The organism is Plesiomonas sp. ISS29 (assembly GCF_056522795.1).
Map to the genome: position 1 here is coordinate 20,086 of NZ_JAWRZQ010000001.1, position 26,422 is coordinate 46,507.

The 26,422-nt window shown below is 48.3% G+C and carries 20 protein-coding genes, 2 tRNA genes and 2 pseudogenes; 2 read left to right on the plus strand and 22 right to left on the minus strand.

Annotated elements, in window-relative coordinates; all coding sequences use genetic code 11:
* Positions 1 to 77: 77 nt before the first annotated feature.
* From rpsO to rlmE, 14 genes and pseudogenes are all read right to left on the minus strand, one after another.
* A complete protein-coding gene (rpsO, locus tag AC1HDJ_RS00075; protein WP_438623567.1) occupies positions 78 to 347 on the minus strand; it encodes a 30S ribosomal protein S15 in 270 nt (89 codons plus the stop codon).
* A 163-nt stretch (positions 348 to 510) separates the two neighbouring features.
* The gene (gene truB, locus AC1HDJ_RS00080) at positions 511 to 1,446 is read right to left on the minus strand and encodes a tRNA pseudouridine(55) synthase TruB (protein WP_479536234.1); all 936 of its coding nucleotides are present in this window, start codon (positions 1,444 to 1,446) and stop codon (positions 511 to 513) included.
* Positions 1,446 to 1,877, minus strand: coding sequence for a 30S ribosome-binding factor RbfA (gene rbfA, locus AC1HDJ_RS00085; RefSeq protein ID WP_479536236.1), 432 nt, complete (start codon positions 1,875 to 1,877; stop codon positions 1,446 to 1,448). Before rbfA ends, truB begins: the two co-directional genes overlap by 1 nt.
* Before the next feature lie 117 nt (positions 1,878 to 1,994).
* A pseudogene (gene infB / locus AC1HDJ_RS00090) lies at positions 1,995 to 3,986 on the minus strand (translation initiation factor IF-2); the annotation flags it as partial.
* Between the two features lie 71 nt (positions 3,987 to 4,057).
* Positions 4,058 to 4,739: pseudogene (locus tag AC1HDJ_RS00095) on the minus strand (translation initiation factor IF-2 associated domain-containing protein); the annotation flags it as partial.
* A gap of 25 nt (positions 4,740 to 4,764) precedes the next feature.
* Positions 4,765 to 6,258 (minus strand): transcription termination factor NusA, encoded by a 1,494-nt coding sequence (gene nusA, locus AC1HDJ_RS00100; protein WP_438623563.1) that lies wholly within the window; start codon positions 6,256 to 6,258, stop codon positions 4,765 to 4,767.
* A gap of 21 nt (positions 6,259 to 6,279) precedes the next feature.
* Positions 6,280 to 6,735 (minus strand): ribosome maturation factor RimP, encoded by a 456-nt coding sequence (gene rimP, locus AC1HDJ_RS00105; RefSeq protein ID WP_438623562.1) that lies wholly within the window; start codon positions 6,733 to 6,735, stop codon positions 6,280 to 6,282.
* Positions 6,736 to 6,929: 194 nt separating this feature from the next.
* Positions 6,930 to 7,005, minus strand: a tRNA-Met gene (locus tag AC1HDJ_RS00110).
* 65 nt (positions 7,006 to 7,070) lie between these two features.
* Positions 7,071 to 7,159: transfer RNA gene (locus AC1HDJ_RS00115), tRNA-Leu, on the minus strand.
* A 21-nt stretch (positions 7,160 to 7,180) separates the two neighbouring features.
* Complete coding sequence (gene secG, locus AC1HDJ_RS00120) at positions 7,181 to 7,519, minus strand: preprotein translocase subunit SecG (RefSeq protein WP_438623561.1); 339 nt, start codon at positions 7,517 to 7,519, stop codon at positions 7,181 to 7,183.
* A 312-nt stretch (positions 7,520 to 7,831) separates the two neighbouring features.
* Positions 7,832 to 9,169 (minus strand): phosphoglucosamine mutase, encoded by a 1,338-nt coding sequence (gene glmM / locus AC1HDJ_RS00125; protein ID WP_479536239.1) that lies wholly within the window; start codon positions 9,167 to 9,169, stop codon positions 7,832 to 7,834.
* 12 nt (positions 9,170 to 9,181) lie between these two features.
* Entirely contained in the window at positions 9,182 to 10,012 is an 831-nt protein-coding gene (gene folP, locus AC1HDJ_RS00130; RefSeq protein ID WP_479536241.1) for a dihydropteroate synthase, read from the minus strand.
* A 191-nt stretch (positions 10,013 to 10,203) separates the two neighbouring features.
* Entirely contained in the window at positions 10,204 to 12,201 is a 1,998-nt protein-coding gene (gene ftsH, locus AC1HDJ_RS00135) for an ATP-dependent zinc metalloprotease FtsH (protein WP_479536243.1), read from the minus strand.
* A gap of 55 nt (positions 12,202 to 12,256) precedes the next feature.
* A complete protein-coding gene (rlmE, locus tag AC1HDJ_RS00140) occupies positions 12,257 to 12,886 on the minus strand; it encodes a 23S rRNA (uridine(2552)-2'-O)-methyltransferase RlmE (protein WP_438623557.1) in 630 nt (209 codons plus the stop codon).
* A 111-nt stretch (positions 12,887 to 12,997) separates the two neighbouring features.
* Between rlmE and yhbY the strand changes: the two genes are divergently transcribed.
* The gene (gene yhbY / locus AC1HDJ_RS00145; RefSeq protein ID WP_479536245.1) at positions 12,998 to 13,291 is read left to right on the plus strand and encodes a ribosome assembly RNA-binding protein YhbY; all 294 of its coding nucleotides are present in this window, start codon (positions 12,998 to 13,000) and stop codon (positions 13,289 to 13,291) included.
* An 88-nt stretch (positions 13,292 to 13,379) separates the two neighbouring features.
* Here the strand turns inward: yhbY and greA are convergent, their stop codons facing one another.
* The gene (gene greA, locus AC1HDJ_RS00150) at positions 13,380 to 13,856 is read right to left on the minus strand and encodes a transcription elongation factor GreA (protein ID WP_438623555.1); all 477 of its coding nucleotides are present in this window, start codon (positions 13,854 to 13,856) and stop codon (positions 13,380 to 13,382) included.
* A 202-nt stretch (positions 13,857 to 14,058) separates the two neighbouring features.
* On the opposite strand from greA, the gene dacB reads away from it, so the two are divergent.
* Positions 14,059 to 15,489 carry a serine-type D-Ala-D-Ala carboxypeptidase gene (dacB, locus tag AC1HDJ_RS00155; protein ID WP_479536247.1) on the plus strand — a complete coding sequence of 477 codons (1,431 nt, stop codon included), beginning with the start codon at positions 14,059 to 14,061 and terminating at the stop codon, positions 15,487 to 15,489.
* A gap of 202 nt (positions 15,490 to 15,691) precedes the next feature.
* Here dacB and carB read toward each other — a convergent pair whose 3' ends face one another.
* The 7 genes from carB to ileS form a co-directional block, all read right to left on the minus strand.
* On the minus strand, positions 15,692 to 18,913 hold the full coding sequence (carB, locus tag AC1HDJ_RS00160) for a carbamoyl-phosphate synthase large subunit (RefSeq protein WP_479536249.1): 3,222 nt from the start codon (positions 18,911 to 18,913) through the stop codon (positions 15,692 to 15,694).
* Positions 18,914 to 18,943: 30 nt separating this feature from the next.
* Positions 18,944 to 20,104 carry a glutamine-hydrolyzing carbamoyl-phosphate synthase small subunit gene (gene carA, locus AC1HDJ_RS00165; protein WP_479536251.1) on the minus strand — a complete coding sequence of 387 codons (1,161 nt, stop codon included), beginning with the start codon at positions 20,102 to 20,104 and terminating at the stop codon, positions 18,944 to 18,946.
* A 434-nt stretch (positions 20,105 to 20,538) separates the two neighbouring features.
* On the minus strand, positions 20,539 to 21,348 hold the full coding sequence (dapB, locus tag AC1HDJ_RS00170) for a 4-hydroxy-tetrahydrodipicolinate reductase (protein ID WP_479536253.1): 810 nt from the start codon (positions 21,346 to 21,348) through the stop codon (positions 20,539 to 20,541).
* A 151-nt stretch (positions 21,349 to 21,499) separates the two neighbouring features.
* Entirely contained in the window at positions 21,500 to 22,444 is a 945-nt protein-coding gene (gene ispH, locus AC1HDJ_RS00175) for a 4-hydroxy-3-methylbut-2-enyl diphosphate reductase (protein ID WP_479536255.1), read from the minus strand.
* Positions 22,445 to 22,455: 11 nt separating this feature from the next.
* Positions 22,456 to 22,902, minus strand: a complete 447-nt coding sequence (fkpB, locus tag AC1HDJ_RS00180) for an FKBP-type peptidyl-prolyl cis-trans isomerase (protein ID WP_479537160.1) — start codon at positions 22,900 to 22,902, stop codon at positions 22,456 to 22,458.
* 195 nt (positions 22,903 to 23,097) lie between these two features.
* Positions 23,098 to 23,604: a signal peptidase II gene (gene lspA, locus AC1HDJ_RS00185; protein WP_479536257.1), complete on the minus strand. Its 507-nt coding sequence runs from the start codon at positions 23,602 to 23,604 to the stop codon at positions 23,098 to 23,100.
* Positions 23,604 to 26,414: an isoleucine--tRNA ligase gene (ileS, locus tag AC1HDJ_RS00190; RefSeq protein ID WP_479536259.1), complete on the minus strand. Its 2,811-nt coding sequence runs from the start codon at positions 26,412 to 26,414 to the stop codon at positions 23,604 to 23,606. Before ileS ends, lspA begins: the two co-directional genes overlap by 1 nt.
* Positions 26,415 to 26,422 lie beyond the last annotated feature (8 nt).

Sequence of the window (26,422 nt, forward strand, 5' to 3'; positions counted from 1 at the left end):
TAAATCCCAACTGCGATATGCAGCGAGTTTAATAGAAGAAAGGGGCCGTAAGGCCCCTTTCCCGAATCTTTTCGCAATTAGCGACGCAGACCCAGACGTGCGATCAGCGCAGTGTAACGCTCAACGTCTTTACGCTTCAGGTAATCAAGCAGTTTACGACGCTGAGAAACCATACGCAGCAGACCACGACGACCGTGGTGATCTTTTTTGTGTGCTGCAAAGTGGCCTTGCAGGTGGTTAATCTGTGCAGTCAGCAGAGCAACTTGAACATCGCTAGAACCGGTATCTTTTTCATCGCGACCAAATTCAGCAACAATCTTTGCAACAGCTTCAGTACTTAGAGACATTGTACGCTCCTAAAAGCTTAATAAAGTTTCAATAACATGGCGCCGATCTCTAATTCAGCACCACAATAAGACTCGATATTCTAGCCTGACCACTGGCACAACGCAAGGTGCAAGCTAGGGCTAAGTGGTCAAATTATTATCAAATCACTCAATCAGCAGGCAGTTAACTAACAATCAAACGGCGAGGCGCTACACGGCCTTGATCGTCAATATCTGCCATACCAAAGAACAGGTGTTCATCACCTTCGGTCATCCGCACGAGGCCAGATGTCGGCGCTCCGGCAACTTGTACCGGCTGCCCTTGTTTAGCATATGCTGCAACAATGGTTGGCATATTCACTTCAGGGAAGTCTTGCACTGCGGTATCCATCGGTAACAGCAGCGGATCCAGCGTGATGCTTGGTGATGTTTCGTTTTCTTGGGCTTGCAGCAACAGCGCTTCAAGTTGCTCAAGTGTCACCATGCGATCTTGCGGATATTTAGAGACAGCAAGACGGCGCAGATAAATCACATGTGCGCCACAGCCTAACATTTCACCTAAATCATCCACGATGGTGCGGATATACGTGCCTTTTGAGCAGTGTACTTCTAGCTCAACCTCATCACCTTCAAAACGCACTAATGTGCATTCATAGATAGTGATCGGGCGAGACTCTCGCGGAATATCAATGCCTTGACGCGCATACTCGTACAGCGGTTTACCCTGATACTTGAGCGCCGAGAACATCGATGGCACTTGCTGGATCTCTCCATCAAAGTGCGTCAGTGCCTGTTGCAGTTGAGTAAGCTCAACATTGACTGGACGTTCACAAATCACTTCGCCATCAGCATCAGAGGTATTGGTGCGCTGTCCGAGCTTGGCTATCACACGGTATCGCTTATCGGAATCAAGCAGATACTGAGAGAATTTTGTCGCCTCACCAAAGCAAAGTGGCAACATCCCCGTCGCTAATGGATCGAGCGCACCGGTATGACCTGCTTTATTGGCATTATAAAGACGCTTCACTTTTTGCAGGGCATCGTTCGAGCTGATCCCTTGCGGCTTATCAAGCAACAGGATACCGTTAATATCGCGGCCGCGACGACGTGGACGAGACATCAGATCTGCTCCCCATCCTGTGCAGCGGAGGCATCAGTATCACCGCTTACTTCCGGCTCATCTTGACGGCGACGATCATCTTCTTTGACTACACTGGTAACCAAATTAGACATCCGCATGCCTTCAGTCAGTGATTGATCGTACTCAAAACGCAGGTCTGGCACGATACGCAGACGCATCGCTTTGCCGACTAAGGTACGAATATAACCGGTTGAATCACGAAGTGATTTTAAACCGCTCGCAATCGCTTCGCTATCATCAAACAAGAAGGTTACAAAAACTTTGGCGTATGCCAGATCGCGTGAGACTTCAACGCTAGAGACAGTGACCATACCAATTTGCGGATTTTTAACTTCACGCTGCAAAATGATAGCCACTTCTTTTTGCAATTCTTGAGCGACACGCTTACTACGACCGAACTCTTTTGCCATGGTGTTTTCCCCAGACAGATTGGGGGGCGTAAGCCCCCCAATGGTGTGTATCAATATGACCTGTTAGTGGCCACGCCGTGCAGGATATATCCGCAATATGCGACTCCTGCTCGGGGATTAATCGATAGTACGTTTAACTTCAATAATTTCGTACACTTCGATCATATCGCCAACACGCACGTCGTTATAGTTTTTAACGCCGATACCACATTCCATGCCGTTACGCACTTCTGCCAGGTCATCTTTAAAGCGACGCAGAGATTCCAGCTCGCCTTCATAGATCACCACGTTGTCACGCAGTACACGGATAGGGTTATGACGCTTAACGATACCTTCAGTAACCATACAACCAGCAATAGAGCCGATTTTCGGTGATTTAAAGACATCACGTACTTCTGCCAGACCGATGATCTCTTGCTTGAACTCAGGCGCTAGCATACCGCTCATCGCCTGCTTCACTTCATCAATCAGATGATAGATAACAGAGTAGTAACGTAGATCCAGATTTTCAACTTCAACAACACGGCGTGCAGTTGCATCAGCACGAACGTTAAAGCCAACCAGAATTGCGTTAGATGCTGCAGCCAAGGTTGCATCAGTTTCAGTGATACCACCTACGCCTGAACCGACAATCTTCACTTTTACTTCATCAGTAGACAGTTTAGTCAGTGAATCGCAGATTGCTTCCACAGAACCTTGTACGTCTGCTTTCAGTACGATATTCAGTTCAGAAACATCACCTTCAGCCATGTTCGCAAACATGTTTTCCAGTTTTGCTTTTTGCTGACGAGCAAGTTTCACATCACGGAATTTACCCTGACGGTACAGTGCTACTTCACGGGCCTTTTTCTCATCACGAACAACGGTAACTTCATCACCCGCTGCTGGAACACCTGACAAGCCTAAGATTTCAACCGGAATAGACGGGCCTGCTTCAACAGAGTCACGGCCTAGCTCATCACGCATAGCACGTACACGGCCATACTCGAAACCACACAGAACGATATCGCCTTTGTTCAGTGTACCTTCTTGTACCAGTACCGTTGCTACCGGGCCACGACCCTTATCCAGATAGGATTCGATCACAACACCGCTTGCCATGCCATCACGTACAGCTTTCAGCTCAAGGACTTCAGATTGAAGCAAAATGGCTTCTAGCAGCTCATCGATGCCCTGACCGCTTTTTGCGGAAACATGCACGAACTGGCTCTCACCACCCCAATCTTCAGACATGACGTTGTATTGCGCCAACTCTTGCTTAACACGATCAGGATTTGCTGCATCTTTATCAATTTTGTTTACCGCAACAACAATCGGTACACCGGCAGCTTTCGCATGCTGGATAGCTTCGATAGTTTGTGGCATCACGCCATCATCTGCTGCAACAACCAGTACAACGATATCAGTCGCTTTTGCACCACGAGCACGCATAGAGGTAAATGCGGCGTGACCTGGAGTATCTAAGAAGGTAATCATACCGTTCTCAGTTTCCACATGGTACGCACCAATGTGCTGGGTAATACCACCGGCTTCGCCTGCGGCAACTTTCGCCGAGCGAATGTAGTCAAGCAGTGATGTTTTACCGTGGTCAACGTGGCCCATGATGGTCACAACCGGTGCACGCGGCATGCTCGCAGCATCAGTATCACGATCGCTCATGACGGACTCTTCCAGCTCGTTTTCACGACGCAGGATAACTTTATGGCCCATCTCTTCCGCAACCATTTGTGCGGTTTCTTGATCGATCACTTGGTTAATGGTTGCCATAGCGCCCATTTTCATCATCGCTTTGATGACTTCAGAACCTTTAACAGCCATTTTTGCCGCTAACTCAGCCACAGTGATGGTTTCACCAATGATAACGTCACGGTTTACCGGCTGTGCTGGCTTATTAAAGCCATGCTGCTGCAGTGCGCTCTTACGCTTAAGTTTTCCGCCCTTACCGCGACGTGCTTCTTCACGCTCAGCTTTAGACTCGGAAACTTTTCCTTTTTTAGCCGTTTTCGCTTTAGTGCTGCGAGTGCTACGACCGCGTGATTCCTCACGGCGATCATCTTCATCTTCTGCTTCACGAGCGTAACGAGAGGTGGTGACATGATAATCAGCGCTAGTCTCATCTGGGGTAGCAGGAGCAGCTGGATTTACTGGGGTCTCAGGGGTCACTGGAGTAGTGCTAATTTCTTCGTGTTGTTCTGCCATCTTACGAGCCTCTTCTGCCATACGCTTCGCGTTTTCTTCGGCTTTGCGTCGTGCAGCCTCTTCCGCTTTACATTTCAGTTCTGCGGTATCGGCTTCGCGCTTCGCCTTCTCTTCGGCAGCACGCTTAGCTTTCTCTTCCGCTTCACGTTGGGACGCAATCGTCGCCTCACGTTTCGCCTTTTCCTCTGCGTCTCGTTTAGCTTTTTCTTCCGCTTCGCGTTTAGCTTGTTCTTGTGCCGCACATTTCGCTGATTCTTCAGCTTCCTGGCGAGCTAATTGTTCTGCCTCACGTTTAGCCAATTCCTCTTGTGCTAAACGGGCAGCCTCTTCGGCCGCCATTGCTTCATCGGTCTGAAGCGCTGACGGATCGCGTTTCACGTAAGTACGTGTTTTACGGACTTCAACTTGCACAGATTTACTTTTACCACCTGTGCTCGGTACGCTAAGCGTACTTCGGGTTTTGCGTTGCAATGTCAGTTTGCTTGGCGTAGCACCACTACCACCGTGTTCACGGTTTAAGTGAAGCAGCAGGGTCTCTTTTTCCTGCTGGCTTACGCTATCGGTGGCGCTTTTAGCGATACCCGCATTCGCAAACTGTTGCAGCAAACGATCAACCGGGGTCTGAATTTCTTCGGCCAGAGATTTTACGGTTACTTCAGTCATGCTGCTCCTTCCTGCTGCGGTTTAATTAGGCTTCGTTGCCAAACCAACAAATATTACGTGCGGCCATAATCAGCTCGCCCGCTTTGTTTTCATCAAGACCTTCAATATCGGCTAAATCATCGATACCTTGCTCGGCAAGATCTTCAAGATTGATAATCTTACGCGCTGCCAACTTATAAGCCAGTTGGCGTTCCAGACCTGGTAAATTCAGCAGGTCTTCAGCCGGCTCTACGCCATCTAAAGACTCTTCTTTTGCCAGAGCCAGAGTTGTTAGTGCTGCTTTTGCACGTGAACGCAGTGCATCAACAGTATCTTCATCCAAGCCATCAATGCTTAACAGCTCATTGACTGGGACATAAGCGAGTTGCTCGAGTGAAGAGAAACCTTCTTCAACCAGCACCTGAGCAAAATCTTCATCGATATCAAGATGCTTAGTAAACAAGTCAATCGCTTCAGATGCTTCAGCCTGATGCTTAGCAGCCAAATCAGCTACTGTCATAACGTTCAGTGTCCAGCCGGTAAGCTGGGAAGCTAAACGTACGTTCTGACCATTACGACCAATCGCTTGTGCCAGGTTTGATGCTTCAACGGCGATATCCATGCTGTGAGAATCTTCATCCATCACGATAGATGCAACATCAGCCGGTGCCATTGCATTGATAACAAACTGCGCCGGATTATCATCCCACAGTACGATATCAACACGCTCACCGCCCAATTCGCCGGAAACAGCCTGCACACGTGCGCCACGCATACCCACGCATGCACCAACAGGATCAATACGTTTGTCATTGCTTTTTACAGCAATTTTGGCGCGTGAACCTGGATCGCGGGCTGCCGCTTTAATTTCAATCAGCTCTTCGCCGATTTCAGGCACTTCAATGCGGAACAGTTCAACTAGCATTTCAGACTTGGCACGCGTAACAAATAACTGCGCACCACGTGCTTCAGGTCGCACAGCGTACAGTACACCGCGAATACGGTCACCTGGGCGGAAGTTTTCACGTGGCAACATATCTTCACGAGCCAGCATAGCTTCGGCATTGTTGCCTAAATCTAAGATAATGCTGTCACGGTTTACTTTTTTCGCAACGCCGGTGATGATCTCACCTTCTTGCTCGCGGAATTGATCAACAACCATCGCGCGCTCAGCTTCACGTACTTTTTGTACGATCACTTGTTTTGCGGTTTGGGTAGTGATGCGGTCGAAAGTTACTGACTCAATGTCATCTTCAACGTAATCACCCAGTTGCAGATCCGGGTTCTCTTCCAGCAAGCGAGAGGCTTCAATTTCCATCTCACGGGTCGGTTGAGTCACTTCTTCAACAACCATCCAGCGGCGGAAAGTGTCAAAATCACCAGTACGGCGATCGATACTCACTCGCACTTCAACGTCGTATTCGTATTTTTTCTTGGTTGCCGTGGCAAGCGCAATTTCCAGTGCCTCGAAGATCTTCTCACGTGGAAGAGCTTTCTCGTTGGAAACGGCTTCAACTACCGCCAGAATCTCTTTGTTCATCTCAGGTGCCTCATCCAGACCTTAAAACTTTGGTACCAGGTTCGCTTTCTGGATGTTGCTCAGTGCGAACACTTCATTTTTACCGTCAACTAAAATGGTGATCATTTCGCCTTCGGCGCCAACAATGGAACCTTTCCAGTTACGACGGTTCTGCATTGCCATACGTAACGTCAAAGTTACATCATGGCCAATAAAACGTGCATAGTGTGCAGCGGTAAACAGTGGGCGATCTAATCCAGGCGAAGAAACCTCAAGGTTGTATGCAACAGAGATAGGATCTTCAACATCCAGTACTGCACTTGCCTGATGACTCACTTCAGCGCAGTTTTCAACATAGATACCATTTTCATGGTCAATATAGATACGAAGAGTGGAGTGTTGGCCGGCACGGATAAACTCGACACCTACCAACTCATAGCCCAGAGCCTGTACGGGTGCTTCCAGCATCTGGGTTAATTGCTGTTCTAACGTTGCCAAGATAACCCCCAAGAAATAAAAAAAGGGCCTAAAAGCCCAGTCACATCGTCTAAGACGTCGTATACAGATAACAAAAAACCCCGAAAATCGGGGTTTTTAGCAACTGGACCCTGATTGTCGCAATTGCGACGTGAGAAGAAATGGTGTTCTTCTCTTCTCTGATTAAGTATAGGAGATAACTTAACATCAGAGAATGGTTGCGGGGGCCGGACTTGAACCGACGACCTTCGGGTTATGAGCCCGACGAGCTACCAACTGCTCCACCCCGCGTCCGAAACGTGCAATATACTATCTTGCGACCATCTTTTTTTCAAGATTTATCAGGTCTACAAACTTGGTGCCGAGGGCGGGACTTGAACCCGCACACCACTAAATGGGCACTACCACCTCAAGGTAGCGTGTCTACCAATTCCACCACCACGGCAAATTCTTTACAGCTTACTTATTACTTAGTTGGGATATCGTTATTCTGATCCGCAACTTTAACCGCTGCTGCTTTTTCTTGTGCTGCAGCTGGCTGACTCAGGTTTTCCCACTCGCTGCCTGGTTTAGTTTGATTGTGGGTAATGTTACCCAGCACTAAACTGATCAGGAAAAATAGCGTAGCAAGAATTGCTGTTGTCCGAGTCATGAAGTTACCGGAGCCACCTGATCCGAATACAGTGTTTGAAGCACCTGCACCGAATGAAGCTCCCATGTCCGCGCCTTTGCCCTGCTGGATTAATACCAAGCCGATTAGCCCCAGCGCGATTAACAAATATACTACGAGTAAAATTTCGTACATGGTCTAATCCATTTGTTAACGCTTTGCAGTGTGCTGGACAGTCAAAACCACCAGCGCGACACGATGCTCTCAAACCTAAGAGCGGAGAGAATACTAGCGAAAGTACCCGATACACGCAAGGTAATTTTTTGTTTTCTCTATTAATTGCTGAAAAATCAAGCACACTTGCCGCTAAGCTTTAGTATTCAATAAAAAAGCGGCGCACAGGCCGCTTAATCTTGTTTTTACTGTGACTCAGGCAACGCTTTATCAATCTATTTAAATATATTGATAACTGCTCTGAATCACCTGCTATTACGTGTTGTACTTTGTCTAGCCTTGCGCTTTTACCGCAGCGGCAATATCAAGTGCATACTGACGTACGTTATCCAGATTTTCACCTTCTACCATGACGCGGATTAAAGGCTCAGTACCGGATTTTCGCAGCAAAACGCGACCTCGGCCTTGCATTTTAGCTTCAACAGCCACAACTGCTGCTTTTACCTCATCAGCATCAAGCGGGTTATGCTCACCGGCAAAGCGCACATTTTCAAGTACTTGTGGGAACAGTGTCATACCGCTGCTAAGATCACTGAGGCTCATTTTATTGCCAACCATCGCGGCCAGAACTTGTAAGCCCGCTACAATGCCATCACCTGTTGTTGTCATATCCAATGCGATAACATGGCCTGAGTTTTCAGCGCCTAAACGCCAGCCTTTTTCGAGCATCATTTCAAGCACGTAGCGGTCACCCACTTTTGCACGAGCAAACGGAATGCCCAGTTGCTTAAGAGCAATCTCCAGCCCCATATTGCTCATCAGCGTACCGACTGCACCGCCTTTTAGCTTGCCACTACGCAGCGCTTCACGGGCCATAATGTAGAGGATTTGGTCACCATCAATCAGGTTGCCAAGATGATCGATCATCATGATCCGGTCACCATCACCATCGAGCGCAATACCTACATCAGCCTTTTCAGCCAAAACACGCTTTTTCAGAGCCAGCGTGTCGGTTGCACCGCATTTTTCATTGATGTTCATACCATCAGGCTCACAGCCAATGGTGATCACCTCGGCACCCAGTTCACGCAATACGTTGGGAGCGATATGGTAGGTTGCACCATTAGCACAATCGACCACAATTTTCAGATGACTTAGGCTTAATTCGTTTGGAAAGCAGCTTTTACAGAACTCAATATAGCGGCCAGCAGCATCAGTAATGCGGCTGGCACGCCCTAACTCAGCCGATGTTACACAGGTCAGCGGCTTTTCCATTTCAGCTTCAATGGCTTCTTCTACATCGTCTGGCAGTTTTGTGCCATCAATAGAGAAAAACTTAATTCCATTATCATCATACGGGTTATGAGAAGCGGAGATCACAATACCAGCTTCGGCACGAAAGGTACGTGTGAGGTAGGCAACTGCCGGAGTTGGCATAGGGCCGGTAAAGGCTGCAGAGAGGCCTGCTGCCGCTAAACCGGCTTCAAGCGCAGATTCAAGCATATAACCAGAGATTCGCGTATCTTTACCGATCAGCACCTTACGCGATCCATGACGCGCCAGAACTTTACCTGCAGCCCAGCCGAGTTTGAGTACAAAATCGGGTGTAATAGGCGCTTGCCCAACTGTGCCGCGGATCCCGTCAGTGCCGAAATATTTACGCTTACTCATGGATGACATTCCTTAATTAGTCTTTAGTGCAGCCTGCATAACGTGTAAGACGTCGGCAGTTTCCTGCACGTCGTGTACACGAATGATCTGAGCGCCTTTTTGTGCCGCCAACAGGGCACACGCCAGACTTCCAGCCAAACGTTCTTCTAGTTTATTGTTGAGTAGTTTACCAATCATTGACTTCCTCGACATCCCCACAAGTAACGGATAGTGCAGTACATGCAGTTTTTCGAGCTGATTCAACAATTGATAGTTGTGTTCGAGCGTTTTTCCAAAGCCAAAACCAGGATCGAGCAAAATATTTTCACGCAAAATACCGGCAGCAAGACACTTTTCCGCGCGCTGCTGCAAAAAAGAACTGACTTCACTGATCACATTTTGGTACTGCGGCTGCTGCTGCATAGTATCGGGAGTGCCTTGCATGTGCATCAAGCAAACCGGAACTTGCTCTGCAGCGGCAACGGCCAGTGCACCCTCACTTTGCAGGGCGTTGATATCGTTTATCAAGTGTGCGCCAGCACGGCAAGCTTCACGCATAACCACCGGTTTGTAGGTATCAATCGAGATCCAGATATCAAGCTCACGGCTTAACGCTTCAATAACTGGAATAACACGATCCAGCTCTTGTGCTTCACTGACTATATCAGCACCCGGACGCGTTGATTCGCCCCCGATATCAATAATAGCAGCCCCCGCACGTTGCATAGCGCGTGCATGAGCAATGGCATGAGTTTGCTGGTTAAATTGGCCACCGTCAGAGAACGAGTCGGGCGTGACATTAAGAATACCCATGATTTGTGGCCGAGTCAGATCAAGAGTTCGGTTTTTACTGCGTAAAATCATCTGTGTTTGCACCTTTAAATAACCGCCACACTCATCACCACAGGTTAGGTTTTGGCGTACCCATTGCACTCATCACGTAGCAACCATGTAGCAACAGCCTAGTAACTACTATCAGGTAACGATAGTCACGTAACATAGCGACAGAAATAGAAAAACCCCGAGCAAGCTCGGGGTTTTATTGATAATGCGCGTTAAACCGACGGTTTATCGTCTGATTTATTTTCTGGCTTATCGTTTTCTACAGCAGGTGCAACCTCAGTGGTTGGCTGCGTATGCGTACTTTCTGCTACCGGCACATCAGAAGATGTAGCGGATGACACGCTTGGCTCTGCCACAGCAGGTTCTGCTGCTGGCGCTGTCTGCGGATGATCACTCCAACCAGCTGGCGGGCGAACATCTGTTTTACGCTCCATCAGATCATTAATCTGCGGGGCATCAATGGTTTCATACTTCATCAGCGTGTCTTTCATGCTGTGCAGGATGTCCATATTTTCAGACAGAATTTTGCGTGTACGCTGATAGTTACGGTCAATAATGGCGCGTACTTCAACATCGATAGCACGGGCAGTTTCATCAGACATGTGCTTGGCTTTGGCCATTGAGCGGCCTAAGAACACTTCGCCATCTTCTTCTGCGTACAACAGTGGGCCTAGCTTCTCAGAGAAGCCCCACTGAGTCACCATTTTACGGGCAATGTCGGTAGCGCGTTCAATATCATTAGACGCACCGGTAGAGACTTTATCTGCACCGTAAATCAGCTCTTCAGCAACACGACCACCGTAAAGGCTAGAGATCATGCTTTCAAGATACTGACGGCTGTGGCTCACCCGATCCTGCTCAGGCAGGTACATGGTGACACCCAGTGCACGCCCGCGTGGAATGATGCTGACTTTATAGACAGGATCATGATCCGGCACGGTACGGCCAACAATGGCATGACCGGCTTCGTGGAAGGCGGTGGCTTCTTTCTGGTCTTCAGTCATTACCATAGATCGGCGCTCTGCACCCATCATGATTTTGTCTTTCGCTTTTTCAAACTCGACCATCGAAACTACACGCTGGTTATTACGTGCAGCAAACAGCGCCGCTTCGTTGACTAAGTTAGCCAAGTCAGCACCAGAGAAGCCTGGTGTACCACGAGCAATCAGAGAGGCATTCACATCACTTCCCAAAGGAACGCGACGCATATGAACTTTCAGAATTTGTTCACGGCCACGCACATCTGGCAAGCCAACCACAACCTGACGGTCGAAACGGCCCGGACGCAGTAATGCAGGGTCAAGAACATCAGGGCGGTTAGTTGCGGCGATAACGATAATGCCTTCGTTACCTTCAAAACCATCCATTTCAACCAGCATTTGGTTCAGTGTTTGCTCACGCTCATCGTGACCACCACCTAAACCTGCACCACGCTGACGGCCTACTGCATCAATTTCATCGATAAAGATGATACATGGTGCTGCTTTTTTGGCTTGTTCAAACATATCACGGACACGGGATGCACCCACACCGACAAACATTTCAACAAAGTCAGAACCGGAAATAGTGAAGAACGGAACTTTAGCTTCACCGGCAATGGCTTTTGCCAGCAAGGTTTTACCGGTACCCGGTGGGCCAACCATCAGCACACCTTTTGGGATCTTACCGCCGAGTTTTTGGAAACGGCTTGGATCACGCAGGTACTCAACCAGTTCTGTTACTTCCTCTTTTGCTTCATCGCAACCGGCGACATCAGCAAAGGTTGTTTTTACCTGATCTTCGGTCAGCATACGCGCACGGCTTTTACCAAAGGACATTGCCCCTTTGCCACCGCCGCCTTGCATTTGGCGCATGAAGAAAATCCACACCCCGATCAGCAATAACATTGGGAACCACGAGATGAAGATAGAAGCCAGCAGGCTTGGCTCTTCAGGTGGCTCACCGTAAACTTTAATTTTTTTGTTAATCAGATCATCGAGCAGTTTAGGATCGTTCAGTGGCATATATGTCACTGAACGAACACCATCGCTTTTGGTGAACTGAATTTCACGACCATCAATACGAACTTCGCGGATCTGGTTTTGGCCGACATCATTGACAAACGCGGTGTAATCCACCTGACGGTCATTGGATTTGCTCGGTCCAAAACTCTGAAACACCGACATAAGCACGACGGCAATGACGAGCCAAAGAATTAGATTTTTCGCCATATCACTCAAGGGATTAACCTCGCTTTACAACTGATTGTGAACTTGAGCTAGAGTACTACAGTTTGTACCCTGTAGCCACAATGTAAACTTCGCGCGATCGAGCGCGTGAAGAGTCCGGCTTACGAATTTTTACAGTCGTAAACATTTTCCGTATTTCGTTGAGGTAATCGTCAAACCCATCTCCCTGAAAAACCTTGACTACAAAAGCACCTTTGGCTGCAAGCACCTGACGGCACATATCTAAAGCAAGCTCAACTAAATACATTGCCCGCGGCTGGTCGACTGATGAGTTACCACTCATGTTAGGTGCCATATCTGACATCACAACATCTACCATGTCATTTCCAACACGCTCAAGTAGTGCATTTAGAACGGCTTCTTCGCGAAAATCACCTTGCAAGAAATCAACCCCGACCATCGGGTCCATCGGTAAAATATCACAAGCAATGACGTGCCCTTGATCACCAATTTTATCAACTACATATTGTGACCACCCACCAGGAGCAGCACCAAGGTCAACAATTGTCATGCCTGGTTTAAACAGTTTGTCTGATTGCTGAATCTCTTCCAGTTTAAAATAAGCACGCGAACGTAGTCCCATTTTCTGGGCTTCTTGTACATACTTGTCATGAAAGTGTTCATCTAACCAGCGCGATGAACTGCCTGTGCGTTTTTTCTTAACCATATTTCATCCGATACGCAAACAAACTATGCGGAATTGTCTCTCACGCTTGGTGATAAACACTAGATGGCGGTAGAATGCCGCGTTTTCAACCTTTAGAGTGAAAAAAGCACCATGACTCTCTCCAACAAACAAAAGCAGCACCTAAAAGGTCTTGCTCACCCACTCAAGCCCGTGGTACTGCTTGGCAATAATGGCCTAACCGAAGGTGTGCTTGCTGAAATTGACGGCGCACTCAATCATCATGAGCTGATTAAAGTTAAGGTTGCCGCTGAAGAGCGTGAAACCAAAGCACTGATCGTTGATGCGATTGTACGTGAAACCAAGGCGCACAAAGTTCAGGTGATCGGTAACATTCTTGTACTGTACCGCCCAAGCGAAGATCGTAAAATTTCTCTGCCTCGCTAATTATTAGCAGGGAATTGGCGATTTACATCTTATCAAAGGCCGCTTTTACGGCCTTTTTTTTGCCCTGATATGGATGTTGATGTCTCTTTTAGAGGTATTTTACATCTAAAATTTCAAATTCAACTTCGCCACCCGGTGTACGAATCACTACAACATCATCCTGCTCTTTACCAATCAGGCCACGGGCAATAGGTGAGTTAACCGAAATCAGGTTTTGTTTAAAATCGGCTTCATCATCCCCCACAATGCGGTAGTTTTGCTCTTCATCAGTTTCAATGTTCAGCACTGTCACCGTTGAGCCAAAAATCACCCGGCCATTGTTTGGCATTTTGGTGATATCAATCACCTGTGCATTTGACAGCTTCGCTTCAATTTCTTGAATGCGGCCTTCACAAAAACCCTGCTGCTCACGGGCGGCATGATATTCAGCATTTTCCTTCAGATCGCCGTGCTCACGCGCATCAGCAATGGCATCAATGATCTCTGGGCGACGTACGTTTTTAAGGAAATCAAGCTCTTCGCGCAGTTTCTCAGCACCGCGTACTGTCATTGGGATCTGGTTCATAAAGCGTATTACCCCTTGCAAACGAACTGTTTTTATCAAGTCAGTAAAAACAAAAAAGCAGCGTGGCTTACCAAACAAGGTGAAGCCAATGCCGATAAATTAATATTTCTATTCTAACGTGGAGTTAAGCATGGGTCATCGTTTACTTTTTTCCTACTTTGTTCATAGTATGTGAACACTTCCACTTAATTTGTATTTAGTCATGCGTTTTTTTATCACTACCGCGCTTACCGCCTGCATTCTTTCGGTACAGGCTCATGCCAGCATCATACCTATTAATGATTATGAGCAAGCATTGCCTCCTGGTGCTCAGGCCACGGTATTAGTGCAATCAACGGCCAGCAATCAGCCAATGCTGGCGTATCAACCCGATAAAATGGTGTTACCCGCCAGCACCCAAAAAGTGTTTACTGCGCTAGCAGCGCTGTTAGAGCTTGGGCCAGACTTTCGTTTTAATACCACAGTAGGCACATCAGCGGCGATCCAAGAGGGGGCTGTAAAAGGTGATTTGGTGGTTAAATTCACCGGTGACCCGCGTTTAACTCGTGATCAAGTTCGCAATTTAGCGCTGCAATTATCCAAGCAAAATATTCGCTCTGTCAGCGGGAATTTAGTGATAGATACCTCTGTCTTCGGCAGCCATGATAAAGCACCGGGGTGGTCGTGGAACGATTTAACCCAATGCTTTAATGCCTTGCCAGCCGCCGCCTCTATTGATGGAAACTGTTTTTATGCTGTGCTCAACAGTGCCCCAACGCTGGGCGATTTGGCCACAGCATCAGTTGCTTCACGCTATCCGGTAACGGTTGAAAGTGAAGTCAGAACCGTGAACCGAAAAATGCCTGAAGCCCGCTACTGCGAGCTAGATGTTGAGCCAAAAGATAACAATCGTTATGTATTAACGGGTTGTCTGGTTCAGCAAAAAGAGCCGTTTGGCCTGAGTTTTTCAGTACAAGATCCGGCCAATTACGCAGCCGGTATTGTGCGCCAAGAGTTAACCCGCGCCGGTATTACCATTAACGGTGAAAATAAGATTAGCCGTATTCCGGTTACCATGGACAATATTCTGGCCGAGAATGTTTCAAAGCCAGCCTCTGCGCTGCTTAAAACCATGCTCAAAGAGTCTGATAATCAGATTGCCGATGTCATGTTTCGCACCGTTGGCCAGCACTACTACGGTGTTCCGGGCACATTTCGTTCCGGTTCAAATGCGGTAAGGGCGATTTTATCGAGCAAAGCTGGTGTTCGGTTTGGTAATACGCTGATGGCCGACGGTTCAGGGTTATCACGGCACAATTTAGTATCGGCCCAAACCATGATGGATGCCCTACAGTATATTGCGCGCCATGATGCCGAGCTGGGCATGATTGCTATGCTGCCGGTTTCGGGTACTGACGGTACGCTGCGATACCGTGCCAGTGTGCGTGATACACCGCTTAAAGGGCAGGTTCATGCCAAAACCGGCGCACTGCAAGGGGTCTATAATCTGGCCGGATTTATGCGTAATGCACGGGGTGAACTGGTTGCTTTTGTCCAGTTTGTTTCCGGATATTCAGCCGAAGATCACCGTACCCGCCGCGCAGGTTTAAACAAATTTGAATCTCAACTTTACAAGGCTATTTACAATAATTGATGAGCTGAGTTGCCGATACAGCGGTGTTCTCTGACCCGTTTATGAGCAGAGAGTCGAGCATAAAATTGTAAAGAAAAATTGTCTTGGTTTTTTTACAGACAGGTTTACAGCCTTCGCTGTTTTAAGCATAAAAAAACCGCATCTTTCGATGCGGTTTTATTTTTTCGCAAATAAAAACAATATTTTATGGGGAATTATTCATTTACATGCCGATTTTACGGTGCATCTCCTGAACCGAAATCACATTGGCGGCCGGATCTGCTGCCATTGCCATTGCGGTGGCAAATGCACCATTCAATGTGGTGTCATAATGCACTTTATATTGCAGCGCGCTGCGGCGCAGAAGTTTTGAGTCTTCTATTGCCTGACGGCCTTCGGCGGTATTGATGATATAGGTATATTCACCATTTTTGATACGGTCTTGAATGTGCGGACGGCCTTCGTGCACTTTGTTTACCAAACGCGGGTTTATTCCGGCTTCGCCCAGTACCACTGCCGTACCGTGCGTAGCATCGAGTTCAAAACCGAGCTTGAGCAACTTAGCGGCCAGATCAATCACACGCTGTTTATCACCATGACGCACAGAGAGCAGTGCACGCCCCTGACGAGGCACTTTATAGTTTCCGCCAAGTAGCCCCTTCGAGAAGGCTTCAGCAAAGGTATTACCCACACCCATTACCTCGCCTGTAGAGCGCATTTCCGGCCCTAATAGTGGGTCAACACCTGGGAATTTATTAAACGGCAGCACCACTTCTTTAACAGAGTAGTACGGTGGGATAATTTCTTTCACTGCGCCCTGCTGTGCCAATGTTTTGCCGACCATGACCCGAGCAGCAATTTTTGCCAACGGTACACCAATGGCTTTTGAGACAAACGGTACAGTACGCGCGGCACGCGGGTTAACTTCAATCAGGTAGACATCACTGCCTTTAATCGCAAATTGCGCATTCATCAGACCACGTACGCACAGCTCAAAGGCCAGTTTTTCAATTTGCTGACGAATGACATCCTGAATCTCTTGGCTCAGGGTGTAGGCTGGCAATGAACATGCTGAGTCACCCGAGTGAACACCCGCCTGCTCGATATGTTCCATAATGCCGCCAATCAGTACGCGCTCACCATCACAGATAGCGTCAACATCGACTTCAATAGCGTTATCAAGGAAGCGATCGAGCAGTACTGGGGCATCGTTCGATACACTGACTGCTGTTGTAAAGTAACGGCGCAAATCAATCTCATCCGACACAATTTCCATTGCGCGGCCGCCCAGAACATACGAAGGGCGCACTACCAGCGGATAACCAATCTCTTTGGCTTTTTCGACTGCCTGTTCAAGGGTCGTGACGGTTGCGTTTTCCGGCTGTTTCAGACCTAAACGCTGCACCGCTTGCTGGAAGCGCTCACGATCTTCTGCGCGGTCAATTGCATCAGGGCTAGTACCAATAACAGGAACTCCGGCAGCTTCAAGCGCACGCGCCAGTTTCAATGGTGTCTGACCACCGTACTGCACGATCACTCCTTTAGGCTGCTCAACACGGACAATCTCAAGTACATCTTCGAGTGTTACCGGCTCAAAGTATAGGCGATCTGAGGTGTCATAATCGGTAGATACTGTTTCAGGGTTACAGTTGACCATGATGGTCTCATAACCATCTTCACGCAGTGCAAGTGAAGCATGTACGCAGCAGTAATCAAATTCGATACCCTGACCAATTCGGTTTGGCCCACCGCCCAGCACCATAATTTTGTCATTGCTGCTTGGGTTAGCCTCGCACTCTTCATCATAAGTAGAGAAAAGATACGCGGTATCAGTCGCAAATTCGGCAGCACAGGTATCAACACGCTTATACACTGGGAAGATTTCAAATCGATAACGCAACTTACGTAATTCAGTTTCAGACACACCAATGAGTGTGGCCAAGCGCGCATCAGAGAAACCTTTACGTTTTAGCTTTCTGAGTAAATCGGCATCTAAACCAGCAAAGCCGACTTCGGCTACGTGCTCTTCTAAACGCACCAACTCTTCAATTTGTACCAAGAACCAGCGATCAATATTAGTCAGGTTGTGCACGCCATCAACCGATAAACCGGCACGGAAGGCATCAGCCAGATACCAAATACGGTCAGAGCCAGCCTCTTTCAGCTCGTAGCGAATACGGGTCAATGCATCGGGAGCATCAAGATCTACTTTTGGATCAAAGCCGGTTGCACCGACTTCCAGACCGCGCAGCGCTTTTTGCAGTGACTCTTGCTGATTACGACCAATCGCCATCACCTCGCCCACTGATTTCATCTGAGTGGTCAGGCGATCATTAGCACCGACAAATTTCTCGAAGTTAAAGCGCGGAATTTTGGTGACAACATAATCGATCGAAGGCTCAAAAGAGGCAGGCGTACGGCCACCGGTTATGTCATTCATCAGCTCATCGAGCGTGTAACCTACCGCCAGTTTTGCGGCCACTTTTGCTATCGGAAAACCGGTCGCTTTCGATGCCAGCGCAGAGGAGCGCGACACACGCGGGTTCATTTCAATAACGATCATCCGGCCATCTTTCGGGTTTACCGAGAACTGTACGTTTGAACCACCCGTCTCAACACCGATTTCACGTAATACCGCCATCGAGGCGTTACGCATGATTTGGTACTCTTTATCGGTTAGCGTTTGTGCCGGTGCAACAGTAATTGAGTCTCCGGTGTGGATACCCATTGGGTCAAGGTTTTCAATTGAGCAGACGATGATGCAGTTGTCATTCTTATCACGCACCACTTCCATCTCGTACTCTTTCCAGCCAATCAGAGACTCATCAATCAGCAGCTCATTGGTTGGGGAGAGATCCAGACCACGGGTACAAATCTCATCAAACTCTTCGCGGTTATAAGCGATACCGCCACCGGTTCCGCCCATGGTAAATGAAGGGCGGATAATACACGGAAAGCCCAGATCAGCTTGTACCGCATACGCCTCTTCCATGGTATGTGCGATACCTGAACGCGCGGTATCTAGGCCAATTTTTTTCATTGCCTGATCAAAACGGCGGCGATCTTCGGCTTTATCGATTGCGTCGGCTGTTGCGCCAATCATCTGTACGCCAAATTCAGCCAGCACGCCATGCCGCTCAAGATCCAGCGCACAGTTCAGTGCAGTTTGGCCGCCCATGGTTGGCAATACAGCATCCGGACGCTCTTTTTCGATAATTTTACGCACCACCTGCCACTGTACTGGCTCGATATAGGTTGCATCGGCCATTTCTGGGTCAGTCATGATAGTGGCGGGGTTTGAGTTCACCAGAATAACGCGGTAACCCTCTTCGCGCAGAGCTTTACACGCTTGTGCGCCAGAGTAGTCAAACTCACAGGCTTGACCAATTACAATAGGGCCAGCACCCAGAATAAGAATACTTTGAATATCAGTACGTTTTGGCATGTGTAGCAACTCCTGTCTGTTCTGGCTGCGTTATTTCAGGTTTAGCGTGCGGTTCTGGCGGTACACATTGATGAGATCAATAAAGTGATCAAATAACGGTGCGGCATCATGCGGGCCTGGGCTAGCTTCTGGGTGTCCTTGGAAGCTAAATGCCGGTTTATCCGTACGATGAATGCCTTGTAGTGAGCCATCAAACAGTGATTTATGGGTAGCGCGCAAGGTGGCTGGCAGGCTGCTCTCATCCACAGCAAAACCGTGGTTCTGTGCGGTAATCATCACCACATCACGGTCTAAATCTTTAACTGGATGGTTGCCGCCATGATGGCCAAACTTCATTTTTGTGGTTTTTGCACCCGATGCCAGCGCAAGCAGTTGGTGGCCTAAACAGATCCCGAAAACAGGAACATCCGTGTGTAAAATCTGCTCAATGGCTTCGATAGCGTAATCGCACGGGGCAGGATCGCCTGGGCCGTTGGAAAGAAACACGCCATCAGGGTTTAGTGCCAGCACGTCAGCAGCACTGGTTTTTGCTGGCACAACAGTCAGGCGACAGCCACGATCAACGAGCATCCGTAATATATTGCGCTTTACACCATAATCGTACGCAACCACGTGCAGCGGCAGTTCACTGTCTGATTTTGCGGCCGGCAGACCGCCAGTCAACGTCCAGCTTCCTTGTGTCCAGCTGTAGGTTTCTGCGGTGGTGACCTCTTTGGCCAAATCCAGACCACTTAATCCGGCAAAGGCACGGGCTTTTTCTAGCGCAAACTGGGCATCGGGCTCAATACCGGCAATGATGCAGCCATTTTGAGCGCCTTTTTCACGCAGAATTCGGGTCAGTTTACGGGTATCAATATCGGCGATGCCAACAACATTATGGTGTTTGAGATATTCAGAGAGGGTAGCGGTACTGCGGAAATTACTGGCAACTAACGGTAAATCTCGAATCACTAAACCTTGAGCATGTACATAAGGTGACTCTTCGTCTTCAGGGTTAGTGCCTACATTACCAATATGGGGATAAGTGAGAGTAACAATTTGGCGGGAATAAGAGGGGTCAGTCAGTATTTCTTGATATCCGGTCATCGAGGTATTAAAAACAACTTCCCCAACGGCAGACCCTTCTGCGCCAATGGCGGTACCTTTGAAGACTGTACCGTCTTCGAGAACTAATAGTGCCGTCTTACTCAAAACAACCTCCATGAATATTTAATCTCTTTTGCCGAATTTTCATTCAGATCATACTGAACGATTTGCTACCTAACATCAACTGTTATGGATTTTTGGCAAATTGCGCAAATTTTATAGATAGAGTGATAACCTGTCTATAAAAATGATTGAAAAAACGCACTAAAATAGAGCAAAAAAAGATTAAATGAATCGGGAAATCCAAAATAAGAACAAAAAAGCGAAAAACAACCGTTTGCTAGCAAAGATAATATTTAAGCAATAAAAAAACCGTATGATAAATATCACACAAATAAATAAAGGGGAAATAAGCGAAAAAAACCGCACTAAACTATATAAAATAGCCATCATGCGGAATTATTTGTTCTTTAAGCTTGTTTTTATAAGCTTAATATCAATAAAAATCTGTAATAGCCTAATCGACAACATCAGCACTGTTACAGTGCATGTAGTCCTAAAACATCTTTCATATCATATTGTGCAGGTAACTGATTATTCACCCACTGTGCAGCTTTCACTGCACCGTTAGCAAATGTCATACGGCTGGAGGCTTTGTGTGAAATCTCAACACGCTCACCAATATCGGCAAACATCACGGTATGATCGCCGACAATATCACCTGCCCGCACGGTCGAAAAACCGATAGTGCCCGCTTCACGTTCACCGGTAATACCTTCACGAGCATACACCGCGCACTGGTCAAGCTCACGGCCCAGCGCCTGTGCAATCACTTCACCCATTGAGAGCGCAGTGCCTGACGGTGCATCAATTTTATGCCGATGGTGCGCTTCGATAATTTCAATATCTGTGTAATCACCCATGATAGTGGCGGCTTTTTCCAGCAACTTGAAGACCACATTCACACCTACACTGAAGTTCGAGGCAAACACAATACCGATTTGCTGGGCGGCATCGGTAATCATCTGCTTACCTGCGGCATCAAATCCAGTCGTACCGATGACCATTTTTTTCTGATGCGCCCGGCAAAAGGCCAGATGCGATAAGGTGGCAGCCGGTACAGTAAAATCAATTAAGACATCAAAATCATCAGCTACCGCAGTAAGTGAGTCACTCACTTTCACATCTAACCGCCCGATACCGGCCAATTCACCAGCATCAGCACCAACTAGACTAGAACCTGCCCGCTCAATTGCCGCGCCCAACGTTACGCCTTGTGCTGATTGTATGGCTTGAATCAGCTGACGCCCCATGCGCCCCCCTGCCCCAGCTACTGCAATTTTGATCATGGCTATCCCTTTTAAAATTGAATGTGGTTGCACACGTGAGTGTGTTTTGAATCTGTGATAAAACACTATTACTGATTTGTAAAAAAAGAGGAAGCATTACACTTCCTCTTTTCTATGTTCACGTTTAAGTCTGTATATTTACGTTTGATATTCAATCAATTTGCTGAACACGTAGCTCTTTAGGCACTTCAAAAGTGATATTCTCTTCGCGCCCAGGGCTCTCTATCACGGCAAGGCCACCAAGTTGCTGCAAACGGTCAATCACTGCTTTTACCAAAACTTCCGGTGCTGAAGCGCCTGCGGTTAAGCCCACAGTTTTCACGCCTTGCAACCACTGCTCATTAATATCTTCTGCACCATCAATCAGGTAAGCCGCTTTTCCTGAACGATTAGCCAATTCAGCTAAACGGGTAGAGTTAGAGGAGTTTTTTGAGCCGACCACCAGTACCACATCGGCCTGCTCGGCCAGATCGCGCACCGCCTCTTGGCGGTTAGTGGTGGCATAGCAGATATCATCTTTACGCGGCCCTTCAATTGCTGGAAAGCGCTGGCGTAGTGCGTCAATAACCTCAGAGGTATCATCAATTGAGAGGGTTGTTTGCGTCATAAAACAGAGCTGCTGAGGGTTTTTCACTACCAGTTTTGCCACATCAGCCGGAGACTCCACCAGATACATGCCACCCTGAGCACTATTATACTGCCCCATCGTGCCTTCTACTTCTGGATGACCAGCATGGCCGATTAATATTGCCTCAACGCCTTTCCGGCTTGCCCGTGCTACTTCCATATGCACTTTAGTGACCAGCGGGCAGGTCGCATCAAAGACCGTTAGCTCACGTGATTTTGCCTCGGCACGCACCGCTTGTGATACACCGTGCGCTGAAAAAATCACGATACAGCCATCGGGAACTTCATGCAGCTCTTCGACAAACACCGCACCACGGCTACGTAATTGTTCAACCACGTAACGGTTGTGTACCACTTCATGGCGCACATAAATGGGTGCGCCATACAATTCCAGTGCACGATCAACAATACTGATGGCACGGTCAACACCGGCGCAAAAACCACGGGGGTTGGCTAACAGAATCTGCATGATGTTATCTCTTACTCGTTTTCAGGATCCAGCGCCATGATCTCAATATCAAAGGTCACAGCCTGCCCCGCCAGCGGGTGGTTAAAATCAATGGTGACCGAATCACCGGCAATCGCCCGAACAATACCGGGGATCTCTTGGCCATCAGGCTGAGAAAACAGCATGATCATGCCGTTTTCTAGCTCTGCATCTGCGGCAAAACGGCTTCGGTCAAAGTGGTGCATGTTATCGGGATTTGGTAACCCAAATGCCTGTTCAGGCGCGAGGGTAAAGCGCTTTTTATCACCAACTGATAAACCGAGCAGTTCAGCCTCAAGAGCAGGAGAGAGACTTTGATCGCCAAAGCAAAACAGGGCCGGTTTATTCTCAACGCGTGTTGAATCAGCGGCACTGCCATCACTGAGCAGCAAATCAAAGTGGACCAGAACGCGGCTGTCAGCCTGAATGTGCGGGGTCAGCATACATATCCTTTTTGTAAGCTTAAAAGTCGGTAATCGTGATTTTCATTCAGTATGAATAATATCCTAGTACGTAATGCTAAGTGCGCAATTCAAGATGTACCGTACAATAATCAATGCTGAATGAAAAAACAGGCTGGCAGCTGCCAGCCTGTTGATTGTAACGCAGTAACGCTGTTAAACCGGAGACTATCGTCAGGATTTATGCGCTTGAGTCTTTTCTGACGGCGCTAAAAAACCATCTAAAACCACCAGCCCAGCACCAAGACAAATGGCAATATCGGCAATGTTAAATGCTGGCCAATGTGATGTTCCGATATAAAAATCAAGAAAATCGATCACATAGCCGTGCACTAATCGGTCAAACAGATTCCCCAGTGCACCGCCAATAATCAGCGCGTAAGCGAAATTGGGTAATCGGTGATCGGCCGGCGTTTTGTACATCCACACCATCAATGAAGCTGTCACTAATGAAGCGATGCCGGCAAAAAACCAACGCTGCCAACCACTGTGTTCGGCTAAAAAGCTAAATGCCGCACCCGGATTGTGCACATAAGTCAGGTTGAAAAATGGCAAAACTTTAACGGATTCATACAGTGTAAAACTGTCCATCACCCAAAGTTTGGTGCCGATATCAACTACAAAAATCAGGGCGGCCAGCCATAACCAGCGCAACCCCGTAGACAATAGTGGTTTACTCATTAAGCAAACTTACGTGTTTCACCGTTTCCGGCGATATTGGTTACACAACGGCCACACAGTGTCGGATGCTCAGCAACTGAACCGATGTCGGCAGCATAGTGCCAGCAACGCGGACATTTTGTATTTGCTGAGCGGATCAGTGTAATAGCCAACCCTTTGCTATCAGTTGCCATGGCATCAGCAGGTGCTGAGGTAAAAGGAGCAACAACCGCTTTTGATGTCAGCAGAACAAAACGCAGCTCATCACTTAAAGCAAGCAGCTTGTTGCTCAGCGCATCATCAGCATACAGAGTCACTTCAGCTTCCAGTGCACCACCGACTTTCTTGTCGTTACGTGCCTGCTCAATCACTTTATTCACGTCACCGCGAACTTTCAGTAATTCAGCCCAGTAAGCATCGTTCATCTCTTCGCCTTCGGCTAAACCGAACAGCCCCTGATACCACTCTTCCGTGAACACAAATTCAGAGCGCTCGCCCGGCAAAAAGTTCCAGATCTCATCAGCAGTAAATGACATGATCGGCGCCATCCAGCGGACTAACGCTTCGGCAATGTGATACAGCGCGGTTTGACAGCTGCGGCGGGCGATGCCGTCGGTCTTAGCGGTGTACTGACGATCTTTGATGATGTCCAGATAGAATGAACCCATCTCAACCGAGCAGAACTGCATGAGACGCTGCACTACCATGTGGAAATCATACGCTTCATAAGCTTGCATGATCTCAGTTTGTGCTGCTTGCGCACGGCCAACAGCCCAACGGTCAAGCACCACCATCTCTTCGGGTTGCACGCTGTGCAGCTTAGGATCAAAACCGTTCAGGTTCGCCAGCAAGAAGCGGGCTGTATTGCGGATACGACGGTACGCATCAGCAGAACGCTTGAGGATCTCATCGGACACGGCCATTTCAGCGGTATAATCCGTAGATGCCACCCACAGGCGCAGAATATCGCCACCGAGTTTGTTCATCACATCTTGCGGGCTAACCACGTTGCCGACTGATTTCGACATCTTGCGGCCCTGACCATCCACGGTAAAGCCGTGGGTCAGCACTTCGCGGTATGGCGCTGTGCCTTTCATCGCGGTAGAGATCATCAGTGATGACATGAACCAGCCACGGTGTTGATCCGAACCTTCCAGATACAGATCCGGGGTATGGCCGTTGAACTCAGGGCGCGCATCAACCACAGACGAATGTGTTGAGCCTGAGTCAAACCAGACATCAAGGGTATCTGGCACTTTGACGTAATCAGCAGCATCTGTACCCAGAATTTCACTTGGGTCAAGATCCCACCACGCCTGAATACCTTTCTCAGCGACGCGCTTAGCAACTTCTTCCATCAGTTCAACAGAACGTGGATGCAACACTTCGGTATCTTTGTGTACAAACAGTGCCAAAGGTACGCCCCACGTACGCTGGCGTGAAATACACCAGTCTGGACGGTTGGCAACCATAGTTTCAATACGCGCCTGACCCCAATCCGGGATCCATTTCACGTCTTTAATTTCGCCCAGCGCTTTTTGACGCAGACCCGCTTGTTCCATGCTGATAAACCACTGTGGCGTTGCACGGAAAATGATCGGGGTTTTATGACGCCAGCAGTGCGGGTAGCTGTGCAGGAATTTTTCAAAGTGCAGCAATGCGCCACGCTCACGCAGAACATCAAGCACTGCATCATTGGCTTTAAAGACTGACTGACCAGCAAACAGCGGCGTTTCTGGCAAATACGTACCATCAGGCGCAACCGGATTGGCCACTTCCAGATGGTATTTTTGTCCGACAACGAAGTCTTCCTGACCATGCCCTGGGGCGGTATGTACCGCACCGGTACCGGCATCGGTAGTAACGTGCTCACCCAAAATAATCGGCACATCAAAATCATAGAATGGGTGCTTAACGCGCAGCAGCTCTAAATCTGCACCGACACAGGTGGCCAGAACGGTTGAATCGGTAATGCCGGCACGCTGTAGAACGCTCTCTGCCAGTGCGCTGGCCAGAATCAGGCGTTCATCACCGGCCTGAATCAGTTGGTATTCAAGATCGGCATTAAGTGCAACAGCACGGTTGGCCGGCAGTGTCCACGGGGTGGTTGTCCAGATAACCACGGAGATGGTGCCATTACCAGCCTGCGTGCCGAATTTTGCCAGTACTGCAGCTTCATCAACAGCATGAAAACGCACGTCAATTGACGGTGAAGTTTTGTCGTAATACTCAACTTCCGCTTCTGCCAATGCCGAGCGACATTCGGTACACCAGTGCACCGGTTTTGCACCTTTGTGCAGGTGGCCGTTACCGACAATTTTTGCCATTGAGCGGATGATATTCGCTTCGGTTGCAAAATCCATTGTCAGGTAAGGGTGATCCCAATCGCCCAGTACGCCTAAACGGATAAAATCTTTTTTCTGGCCGGCAACTTGCTCGGCAGCATAATCACGGCACGCCTGACGAAACTCAGCCGCGGTGACTTTCTCACCCGGTTTACCAACCAGTTGTTCTACTTTTAGCTCGATCGGCAAGCCGTGGCAATCCCAGCCCGGAATATACGGCGAGTCAAAACCTGACAGACCTTTAGACTTAATAATAATGTCTTTGAGGATCTTGTTTACTGAGTGACCAATGTGAATGTTACCGTTAGCGTACGGCGGGCCATCATGCAGGATGAAGGATTTTTTGCCCTTCTTCGCCTGACGAATTGCGCCATACAGATTGTTGTCATACCAACGCTGCAACATACCAGGTTCGCGTTTGGCTAAATCGCCACGCATCGGAAACCCTGTATCCGGAAGGTTCAAAGGGTATTTATTGTCACTCATTGATTCTC